Source organism: Enterobacter cloacae complex sp. OE43NF, assembly GCF_023544405.1.
GTDB classification, from domain to species: Bacteria; Pseudomonadota; Gammaproteobacteria; order Enterobacterales; family Enterobacteriaceae; genus Enterobacter; species Enterobacter cloacae.
Genome location: NZ_JAMJFW010000108.1, coordinates 1 through 2,963 on the forward strand (window position 1 = coordinate 1; position 2,963 = coordinate 2,963).

The window sequence follows — 2,963 nt, forward strand, 5'->3', positions numbered from 1 at the left end:
CATACGCATGACATCAGTCACGGCGTCGGCATCCAGCGGTCTGCGGCCCTTATCGCTCAGCAGGACGGTTTCTAGCAGGAACTCGTCATAATGTGCGGAAAAGCCCAGTAACAGGCGGGCATTTTCAATAATGCGGGCGAGGTTGCGCGTGGAGTTACGGATGCGGCCCTTATCCAGCCCTGAATCGTTTTTTTCGAGGTCGGCAATCACTTTACCGATAGCGTCGCTCGCTTCTTTCAGCGCCTTGGCTTCCTCGATTGGCATTACATTATCTTGCGTATTCATCTTATGTCCTTAACTGCGAATTTTTTGCGTTAAGGCCGATACGGCGGGGCATCTTGCGAGGGAATACGGCTTGAATGGCGTCAAAATTGACGCTACAATCAGTGTTGAGTAACAAATGCCCGTCAGGTATAGTTATCTCAGTATTCCCCGGAGACGTTCCCAAGACATCGACCGGAATGCACCAGACAGTTGACGCTGCCTGAGGCGATTAAAAACCAGCTGCCCGGCTGGTTTTTTTTCGCCTGTAATCTGGGTTGCCGTTCCAAAACCGCCCAAATCAAATGCCCCCACAGAATAGCGTCGAAGGGCCAAACGATCAACGTAATTGATCCTCCGGCACTCTCATCTTTTGCATACAGATCCAAAGCCATTACGGCGTTTATGCCGTTGTGGATAAGCTATTGATGATAATGTGATTTTATCCACACTTTGCGGCCTCGTTGTGGACTGTCTTTATGTCGAGCCAACGGCTCGGCCCTTACCGCTAATGTGTCACGTTGCATTACGTCGTGTATGACGTAATAATGCACTGAAGCACAAAGGGGGACGCCATGAAAGAGAACAAAACAGCTGCCCTGAGCCTCAGGCTCCCGGCAGATCTCATGCAGCTGCTTGATGAGCGAGCCAGTGCCGAACACCTCACCCGTACAGATATAGCGCTGGCTGCGCTCCGGGAGTACCTCGGCGTCGCTACTGCTCCGGCTGCGTCTGACAAGCTCGACAAGGTGATCGAATTGCTGGAAGTTATCGCCGGGAATGCCCCACAACGTAAGACAGCAGCACCACACCGTCAGACAGTGCAACACATTGAAGCAACACCGCGTAACACGGCGTCAGGCAATGAAATACAGCGTAATACAGCGCGAGCCGCCGATCCTCGTTTTCATGCTGTAGACCCTGAGGCCGATGCTATGATAGTGCGCATGAGTGCTGAGGGGGCCGGGTTGGCTGACATTACGAACGCGCTCAATGCGCTGGGCTTCACCAGTGCGACCGGGCAGGAGTGGACACGCAGCCGCCTGCGGGACTATCGGCATAAGCTGCGGGATAGTGGACTGCTCAATGGCTAAGAATAACTACGGCATTAATGGCTCACCTAACAGCCATATAGCCCACCCAGCAGGGCTCCCATGTTTTGGCTCTTTACCGGAGTTTGTTTCAAGAGGGGATGTAATACCTGCCGGGGATATATTTCTGCGCGTGGGGAATCATAGAGGCCCTAATAGCGGCTTTGGCGTGCGTCATATATGGGCAGAGCATGAAAAGGAACTGGTGCGGCTCGGTTATCATACCGTGAATGATGTGGCGCGTTTCGTGTGTGACGTTATTCAGCCAGGTGCTGGAGTGTATTGTGAGTTCAACCATCCGGGTGGGAAGCACAGGCCGAAGGTTTTACGCTCAGCGCTTGGGATCGTCATACTGGAGCCAAAAGAGGCTGACTGGGCTCAGAGCGGATGGATTTACAGCGTAGTAACCGCGTATGAGACTCACAGGACGCAAGGCACGTTGTTAGGCAGGTTATAAGTTATAAAAAGCAGAAGGGCGCAATAAGCGCCCTTCGTAATGCTTGGTAGCCGCAGCCAATCTTTAGCTCGTGGGTTCAGATACCAACCTGATTACTCAGGTTGAGCTACCGACAGGAGACCAGCCTCCTGACTGCCCAGCGCAAAGGGCCAATTACTGGTTGATACCCTCTGCGAATGCTCTTGCAGTACAACAATAGTAGACTATTGTTACGGGACATGCAACCGTCATTATCCGCGCCAGACGTGACGGGGAGCGGCTTTGCGGAGATATTTACTCTTTTTTGAAGTCTATCGGTATGGGCGGCGGTGCCGCAGTTTGTGCCAAATACACGAATAGCAGTTATCTCAGCCAGACGCTGAACGCCTCAGAGATAGCCTTTTTATCTGCATCGCCAACGGTCAGCAGCGTGAGCTCATCAATTTTTGGCAGACGGGCCAGAAGGGGATCGAGGTCAGAAATACCGAATAGCTCCAGCATCAGCGCCGTAGCGAGCGCCTCCCGCTCGGCATCGCATACGCTACGGATGACGCGGGCACGCGCTTTGGCATCCTTCACCGTCATTGCTTTGCGTGCATCTGCTGCAAACTGCGGCGTCCCTCCCCATGGGCTTTTGGTAAAGCCTGCGCGGTCGATAACCACAGAGGCCCCGCCCGGCAGCGTCTGGCGAGCACCCGGATAGAAGTTAGGCAGCAGCGTAATGGCATAATCAGCCAGCTGCCACTCCGCCATTTCTTTCTCGATGAGGGCGACAACGGAGGCGGTACTCTCTGAGTGTATTACGCTGTAATTCATTGCATACGCCCCGTGTGAGCCGCTGCGGCGCTGGCCTCGATAGCGTCAGCCATACCCGCCAGACGTTCGATCTGAGTTGCCAGACCGTTAGCGCCATGCAGCTGCTGGAGCGTAACCATTTGAGAACCGGCTACCGCGATCCATTGTGCCAGAACGGCAGGATTAGCGACGGCGTAACCTTCTCCCAGCATTGCGTCGAGGTCAGTTACGGCGCGGGCCACAAACAGCGTCGCAGTCTGGCTTGACTCGTTAAATAGCATCGTTTCGAAGTCCTGATCTGTCATGGTTTTGATACTCCTGGCATAAATAAAAAAGCCGCTTCTCCAATACGGAGAGCGGCGTGTGAATATTCAAATATG

General features: G+C 53.7%; 4 protein-coding genes. 1 reads left to right on the top strand and 3 read right to left on the bottom strand.

The genetic code is table 11. The features are described from left to right. Positions 1–285 (bottom strand): hypothetical protein (locus M8370_RS23035; protein ID WP_250021837.1); only part of this gene is annotated, 285 nt, incomplete at its 3' end. Between the two features lie 551 nt (positions 286–836). On the opposite strand from M8370_RS23035, the gene M8370_RS23040 reads away from it, so the two are divergent. Continuing rightward, entirely contained in the window at positions 837–1,355 is a 519-nt protein-coding gene (locus M8370_RS23040; protein ID WP_059446501.1) for a ribbon-helix-helix protein, CopG family, read from the top strand. A gap of 796 nt (positions 1,356–2,151) precedes the next feature. Here M8370_RS23040 and M8370_RS23045 read toward each other — a convergent pair. Both M8370_RS23045 and M8370_RS23050 read right to left on the bottom strand, forming a co-directional pair. Further along, entirely contained in the window at positions 2,152–2,604 is a 453-nt protein-coding gene (locus M8370_RS23045) for a hypothetical protein (RefSeq protein WP_024008464.1), read from the bottom strand. After that, positions 2,601–2,888 carry a hypothetical protein gene (locus M8370_RS23050; RefSeq protein ID WP_024008465.1) on the bottom strand — a complete coding sequence of 96 codons (288 nt, stop codon included), beginning with the start codon at positions 2,886–2,888 and terminating at the stop codon, positions 2,601–2,603. The genes M8370_RS23045 and M8370_RS23050 overlap by 4 nt, the downstream gene beginning before the upstream one ends. Between the last annotated feature and the right edge of the window lie 75 nt (positions 2,889–2,963).

What these genes read in the sequence shown, in the direction of transcription:
- M8370_RS23040 (WP_059446501.1), top strand. Translation starts at nt 837, where the DNA reads ATGAAAGAGAACAAAACAGCTGCCCTGAGCCTCAGGCTCCCGGCAGAT.
- M8370_RS23045 (WP_024008464.1), bottom strand. Translation starts at nt 2,604, where the DNA reads ATGAATTACAGCGTAATACACTCAGAGAGTACCGCCTCCGTTGTCGCC.
- M8370_RS23050 (WP_024008465.1), bottom strand. Translation starts at nt 2,888, where the DNA reads ATGACAGATCAGGACTTCGAAACGATGCTATTTAACGAGTCAAGCCAG.